Annotated in this window: 4 protein-coding genes; all 4 read left to right on the top strand. The window is 37.1% G+C overall.

Going from position 1 to position 7,467, the window contains the following annotated elements:
- Positions 1 to 99: 99 nt before the first annotated feature.
- The 4 genes from ruvB (at position 100) to IRZ78_RS08305 (ending at position 7,464) form a co-directional block, all read left to right on the top strand.
- On the top strand, positions 100 to 1,122 hold the full coding sequence (gene ruvB, locus IRZ78_RS08290; RefSeq protein WP_065447998.1) for a Holliday junction branch migration DNA helicase RuvB: 1,023 nt from the start codon (positions 100 to 102) through the stop codon (positions 1,120 to 1,122).
- Positions 1,123 to 1,133: 11 nt separating this feature from the next.
- The gene (locus tag IRZ78_RS08295) at positions 1,134 to 2,480 is read left to right on the top strand and encodes a cytochrome P450 (protein WP_194616067.1); all 1,347 of its coding nucleotides are present in this window, start codon (positions 1,134 to 1,136) and stop codon (positions 2,478 to 2,480) included.
- A complete protein-coding gene (queG, locus tag IRZ78_RS08300) occupies positions 2,477 to 3,403 on the top strand; it encodes a tRNA epoxyqueuosine(34) reductase QueG (RefSeq protein WP_194616068.1) in 927 nt (308 codons plus the stop codon). Before IRZ78_RS08295 ends, queG begins: the two co-directional genes overlap by 4 nt.
- Before the next feature lie 494 nt (positions 3,404 to 3,897).
- Positions 3,898 to 7,464: a hypothetical protein gene (locus IRZ78_RS08305; RefSeq protein ID WP_194616069.1), complete on the top strand. Its 3,567-nt coding sequence runs from the start codon at positions 3,898 to 3,900 to the stop codon at positions 7,462 to 7,464.
- Positions 7,465 to 7,467 lie beyond the last annotated feature (3 nt).

Consider the following 7,467-nt stretch of genomic DNA (forward strand, 5'->3'; position numbering starts at 1 on the left):
TTTGGAATTTAAAATATTGGAATTTGATCCCATAACGGTAGGGTTTTATTTGGGAGTTAATCTATTTTACAAACTGATTACTTTGTCTATCTTTGTAAAATGAATGAGAACCTAGATCCCACTACAAATGGGTACAATCCAGAAGAATTAGATCTTGAAAAAAGATTACGTCCGCTGTCATTTGATGATTTCGCCGGACAAGATCAAGTTTTAGAGAATTTAAAAGTTTTTGTTGCTGCAGCCAATCAACGTGGTGAAGCACTTGATCATACACTTTTTCATGGACCTCCCGGATTAGGTAAAACTACTTTGGCTAATATTTTGGCCAATGAACTTGAAGTAGGAATCAAAATTACCTCAGGTCCTGTTTTAGATAAGCCTGGTGATTTAGCAGGTCTTTTGACTAATCTTGATGAAAGAGATGTTCTGTTCATTGATGAAATTCATCGTTTAAGTCCAATTGTCGAAGAATATTTATATTCGGCAATGGAAGATTTTAAAATTGATATTATGATCGAGTCTGGCCCAAATGCCAGAACGGTACAAATCAATTTGAATCCTTTTACTTTAATTGGTGCTACAACTCGTTCAGGATTATTAACTGCGCCAATGCGTGCCCGTTTCGGGATTTCATCACGATTACAATATTATACTACAGAACTTTTGACCAGTATTGTCGAAAGAAGTTCTTCTATACTTAGAATGCCAATCTCCTTAGATGCTGCTATAGAAATAGCCGGTAGAAGTCGTGGAACTCCTCGTATAGCCAATGCATTGTTGCGTAGAGTACGTGATTTTGCACAAATAAAAGGAAACGGAACTATCGATCTTGAAATTGCACGTTATGCTTTGAAAGCGCTTAATGTTGATGCTCACGGATTGGATGAAATGGATAATAAGATCTTATTGACCATCATTAATAAATTTAAAGGTGGACCTGTTGGACTTTCAACTCTGGCAACAGCCGTATCTGAAAGTAGTGAAACTATTGAAGAGGTTTATGAACCGTTCCTGATTCAGGAAGGATTTATCATGCGTACACCACGTGGTCGTGAAGTAACAGATAAAGCCTATAAGCATTTAGGGAAATTAAACACTAACATTCAGGGCGGATTGTTTTAATTATAATCAAAATGTCTGAAAATAGAAAATATAATTACCCGAACAGGCTTTCGATATTGAGATTCTTTCTGGATGTAGAAGGAGTGCGTAAAAATCCAATTCCTTTTCATAAAAGATATTTTGATCAGTTTGGAGATTCCTTTTCTCTTAAAATTGGTATTTCTAAACATATCATCTTGTCAAGAGATAATGTGATTGCTGAATATATTTTACAGAAGAATCAAAAGAATTATCATAAATCTAAATTTCAATCGGTATACCTTTCAAAGTATTTAGGAAAGGGACTTTTGACTGTTGATGGAGATTTTTGGCTGAAGCAAAGAAGGCTAATTCAACCTGCTTTTCATAAGCAGAAGATGAATCAGTTGGTTGAAAACATGAATCAGACTATTGCTTCAGAATTAAAAGATTTAGTGGAAGACAAATCAATTGATCTTTTTCCTGTAATGAGTCAGTTAGCTTTTAATGTGGTAGCGAAGTCATTGTTCGAGCTTTCAATTTCAGAAGAAAAATTAAATAGAATAAAATTTATTATCGAAGAAGTCCAGAATTTTTTAATAAAAGAAATTAGACTTCCGCATAAAGCATGGTGGTTTTCGTTAAGCGGCCAAGTAAAAAAACATCTGGAACTTGCTGAAGAAAATAATAGCATAATTAAGGAAATTATTGAGCAAAGAATGACTTCGAAAGAAGAAATTAATGACTTGCTCAATATGCTGCTTGAAACCCGATATGAAGATACAGGCGAAGGAATGAGCGTGAGTCAGTTAGTCGATGAAATTAAAGTTTTGTTTATTGCCGGACATGAAACCACAGCAAATGCCTTGACTTTTACGCTGCATCTTTTAGCGAGAAATCCTGACATACAGCAAAAAGTTTTTGATGAGATTAGCGAAATAGAATCTCAAACAAATGATCTTGTTGAGCAGTTACAGAAAATGACGTATACTAATGCCGTTTTAAACGAATCAATGCGTTTGTATCCGCCTGCATGGATTACCGATCGACAAAATGTTACCGATGATACACTTGCCGGTTATCATATAAAAAAAGAAACTTTAATTGGAGTTTCTTTCTACGAACTGCATCGAAATCCAAAATACTGGACAAATCCGGAAGAGTTTGATCCGGAACGATTTCTTGGAGAGCAGAAAAAACTTTCCATGCAATATTTTTACCCGTTTGGTGCCGGACCCAGAATGTGTATCGGAGCGGGATTTGCTATTTATGAAATGTGTTTGACTATTGCTCAAATTGTAAAAAAATATGAGATTAAATCCAATACAGATACCCTTCAGTTTAATCCTTTAATTACATTAAAACCAGTTGGAGTAGAAGTTTCATTCTCGAAAAGATGAGCATTAATGCAAAAGAGACATATTCGAATTTTATAAAATCAGAAGCAAAACGCCTCGGTTTTCTTTCTTGCGGAATTTCCAAAGCCGGATTTCTGGAAGAAGAAGCACCACGTCTCGAAAAATGGCTCAATAATAATCATCATGGCCAAATGTCCTATATGGAGAATTATTTTGACAAGCGTTTAGATCCAACTTTGTTAGTAGATGATGCAAAAAGCGTGGTATCGCTTTTGCTAAATTATTATCCCGAAGAAACCCAAAGTCAGGATAGTTTTAAAATCTCGAAGTATGCTTATGGTCAGGATTATCATTTTGTAATCAAAGAAAAACTAAAAGAATTTTTACATTCTATTCAGGAAAATATAGGTGATGTTTCCGGTCGTGCTTTTGTGGATTCGGCGCCTGTTTTAGATCGTGCCTGGGCGGCTAAAAGTGGCTTGGGATGGATTGGTAAAAGTGGTAATCTGCTGACTCAAAAAGTAGGTTCTTTTTATTTTATTGCAGAACTTATTCTCGATTTAGATTTAGAATATGATCATGCTACTACAGATCATTGCGGTTCTTGTACTGCCTGTATTGATGCTTGTCCTACACAAGCCATCGTTGCTCCTCATGTAGTTGACGGAAGCAAATGCATCTCTTATTACACGATCGAACTCAAAGAAAATATTCCTTATGAAATGAAAGGAAAATTTGACGAATGGATGTTTGGTTGTGATACTTGCCAGGATGTTTGCCCCTGGAATCGGTTCTCAAAACCTCATTCAGAACCTTTATTTAATCCAAATCCGGAACTACTTTCTTTTTCCAAAAAAGACTGGATTGAGATCACGGAAGAGACCTTTCGTGCCGTTTTCAAAAACTCCCCAATTAAAAGAACCAAGTTTGATGGCTTGAAACGAAATGTAAGATTTTTAGAGTGATTTTAGAAAAGGAATATGCATTTTTCTTTCTTTTAAGCGCAATATTATTTTTTGTTTTTTCTAAAATTTGTAAGATTTTTACGTTTTTATCTTGAATTTCTTTAAAAACCGACAATACGTCAAAAAATTAAGAAATTTCACCTGTTTTATTATCGAATAGTTAAGTTTTCCGCGCTTCAAGGTTAATTTTTGTCGACAAAAAGTGTAATTCAACGTTTATCTGTGTAGTTTGTCGACTAAAGTAGTTAGTAATTAGGTGTTTGCATACTTTCGCGCCTCCAAAACTACTAATTTAACCTAAAGACATTTTTTGTGTCTTGAACGACATACATTTATGGTGCAAAAACTACTTTATTTTTGTGAATATCCTGAAAATACTTTTCTAGGATTTTCAAAATCCATTTCCTTTATTTTATCGTATCTGCTTCAAATGCTGAAAACCGAATTTGGTTCTTCTGCTTTCAATATTTCTATTCTTAAATTCACAGTTGTCTATGCGTAACTTTACTCTTAGTCAGTCTAAACTTCTTAGACTAATTTCTCTTGTTTTATTATTATCATCTATATCTTCGTTTGCACAGGTTTGTGGAACACCGGGTGTTGATGGTCCTGTTACGGTAAAAAGTTCTATAAATACTTATTATCCTATCAATGGAGATATTACTTTAAATTCTGGAGCTCAGGCAATTTCGTTGGCTGCATCACCAGGATCTGATGGCAAAGGAAATAATTTTGGTACTATTCCGATTTCAGCTGGTGATTTAATTTTGATTATCCAGATGCAAGATGCTACAATCAATTACACTAATAGTACCAGTTACGGTTCAGGAACTACAAATAGTGGTACTGATGGTAAAGGAGGAACGGGATTTACCGATATTGGTAATACAGGTATTTTTGAATATGTTATTGCAACAAATAATGTTCCGCTGACAGGAGGTAATTTGACTTTTAAAGGTGCAAATTCAAATGGAGGTGTTGTTAATAGTTTTTATAATGCAAAAGCAATTACATCTAGAGGAAAGAGAACATTTCAAATAGTTAGAGTACCTCAGTATTCTAATTTGACTCTAAATTCAGATATAACCACTCCTCCTTTTAATGGTGTTGCCGGGGGTGTTATTGCTTTTAACGTTTCGGGCACTTTTAATTTTAATTCGTTTACGATCAATGGAACAGCAAGAGGTTTTAGAGGTGGATATAGTCCGATCGCTAATTCTGATGTCAATAATTCTACTTATTACGTAGGCCCGTCAACAGACAGTAGGATTTCCGGAAAAGGAGAAGGTATGGCGGGGACACCTCGATTCATGTGGGATGGTTTTAATCAGGTTGATAATGGAGTTGGTAATGAAGGATTGCCTGGGGGGTCTTCTGGAAGAGGAGCGCCTGCTAATGCTGGAGGGGGTGGTAATGACCACAATACCGGCGGGGGGGGCGGTGGAAATGGAGGAAATGGAGGCTTAGGTGGCGCAGGATGGCAAGGCGGTGGCGGTGATCTTCTCTCAGCTAATTTGACAGGTGGAGGAAGACCAGGTTATAAATCATATGTTACAACATCACTTTTTCCAAGACTCGTTATGGGTGGTGGTGGTGGTGCCGGTGATGCAAATAATGCCTCTTCTGGGGTAAAAGGCGGAGTTGGAGGAGCTATTATACTTATAAATGCAGGTAGTGTTCAAGGAATTGGAATAATAAATGCAAACGGTGGGGATGGTGCGCCAGGATCGTATTCTGGATCTCCGGATGGAGCTGGTGGCGGTGGTGCAGGAGGAACGGTACTTTTAAATATTTCAAGTAGTAGTACAGCTACAGCTAATATAACTATAAATGCAAAAGGTGGAAGAGGTGGAAATACAGAGAATGATAACAATAATTCTCACGGTCCAGGTGGAGGTGGAGGTGGCGGAATTATAAGTCATAACCTTCCTAGCAACGTAACCTTAACAACCAATGTAAATGCTGGATCATCAGGTAGATCTAATGCTGGTGCTGGTATTACTAATGAAGCTAAAGATGGAGAACCAGGTTATATTACAAAATTTTCAAGTACAGACGTACCTCCTAATCTTCAGGTAAATGCAAGTTGTTTTCCTGTTCTTGAGACTACTGTAAAATCGTTGTCTACTGCAAAAGCTTGTAATTCGATTGGAGAAAAAGTTTCTTATGAAATTCAGATAAAAAATACAGGAGCTGGAAATGCAGCAGGTGTCTTTTTAGATTTTAGCTTTCCAGCAGGCATTCAGTTTGACTCAGCAACAGCTACTTATTCAATTGGAACAACAGGACCTTCTGGGGCTCTGACGAATACAAGTTCAGTTAATAATCCTTTATTTGGAGGATTTAATATTGCGCAGAATGGTGTAGTTACAATAACACTAGTAGGAAAAGTTGGATCATCTATGGCTGCCGGAGTATATAGTTCTAATGCACAGGCATTATATCTTGATCCGACACGTACGGCTTCGAATACTAGAACAATAACAGCAGCTGTAAATGCTTATGGCACCGTAAATAAAAAATATGAGGGAAATAATCAAGCAGATGTTCCTGGAGTAAACTTTACAGGTACTGGTACAGCGGTCGATGATATAACGATTTTGGCTTTGCCAGCAGTTCCGACTTTTACACCAGTACAACCAACTTGTGCTACGCCAACAGGAACAATAACAGTAAATACTCCTGCCAATGGCACAGGAATAAAATATACACTAACAGGTACAAATCCGGTAACGGCGCCAGTAGATAGCACAACAGGTATTTTTTCAGGATTAGTAGCAGGTAAATATAAAGTTACTACAACTAATTCAGAGGGGTGTACTTCACTACCTACTGCAGATATTACTATTAATGCACTTGCAGGTGCACCAACTACAACAGGAGTTTCAATTTGTCAAGGTGATACTACTGGCGCAGCATTAGTAGTTACTTCTGCCTGTTCTTCTGGTACTATAGAGTGGTTTACAGTTGCCTCTGAAGGTACAGCAATTGCTACAGGATCTTCTTTTAATCCAGTAGTAGTTGCTGGATCAGGTTTAACAGATACAAATACAGCAAAGACTGTAATTTATTATGCTTCATGTTCCGGTTCTTGTAGAACAGCTACAAGTTTTGTTATTAAGCCGAAACCAACAATAACTGCAACAACACCAAATTCAAGATGTGATGCAGGAACCGTTACTTTGGGAGCTACAGCTTCATCAGGTACAATTAACTGGTATGCAGCATCAACGGGCGGTCCATCATTAGGAACAGGCTCAAGTTTTACTACACCAAGTTTATCAACAACAACTGACTATTATGTTGATGCAACAGATAATGGATGTACAACGGTAAGTAGAACACTTGTTAAAGCAACAGTAAATGCTTCACCAACAATAAACTCAACAACAGAAGGAGCTCGTTGTGATGTAGGAACAGTAACATTAAACGCTACAGCGTCTACAGGAGCTACGATCAATTGGTATGCTAATCCAACAGGAGGTGCTTCATTAGGATCAGGAGGTGCTTTTACCACACCATCTTTATCGACAACTACGACATATTATGTAGGTGCTACTACAGCTGAAGGTTGTACTACAGCATCAAGAATTGCAGTTGCTGCGGTTATAAATACTGCTTCTACTATTACATTTACTAGTGGTACACAAAACCCAACTGTATGTACAGGAATAATAATTCCTACTGCGGTTTATACTTTTGGAGGAAGTGCGATTAATGCTACTGCATCAAATTTACCAACTGGAGTAACAAGTACTGTAGATAGTGATGCAAAAACAATAACTATTTCAGGGACCCCAACAGTAAGTGGTCCTTATAAATATACGATAACAACGGTTGGGCATACATCGCCTTGTAGTGCTGTTACAATAGATGGAACTATAACAGTAAATGCACTTCCTTCTACACCAACAATTACTACAACAGCAGCTACATGTTCAGCTGATGCCAGTTCCGTAATTAATAATTATGTTTCAGGATTAACTTATACTTTTAGCCCTTCTGGTCCAACTGTATCTTCAACAGGAGCTATCAGTGGAATGACAGTTGGAACGAGTTAGGGG

It is taken from the genome of Flavobacterium sp. CSZ (assembly GCF_015350725.1).
In the GTDB taxonomy this organism is placed as follows: Bacteria; Bacteroidota; Bacteroidia; order Flavobacteriales; family Flavobacteriaceae; genus Flavobacterium.

Coding starts and splice junctions, on each gene's coding strand:
- ruvB (WP_065447998.1), top strand. CDS start 100: ATGAATGAGAACCTAGATCCCACTACAAATGGGTACAATCCAGAAGAA.
- IRZ78_RS08295 (WP_194616067.1), top strand. CDS start 1,134: ATGTCTGAAAATAGAAAATATAATTACCCGAACAGGCTTTCGATATTG.
- queG (WP_194616068.1), top strand. CDS start 2,477: ATGAGCATTAATGCAAAAGAGACATATTCGAATTTTATAAAATCAGAA.
- IRZ78_RS08305 (WP_194616069.1), top strand. CDS start 3,898: ATGCGTAACTTTACTCTTAGTCAGTCTAAACTTCTTAGACTAATTTCT.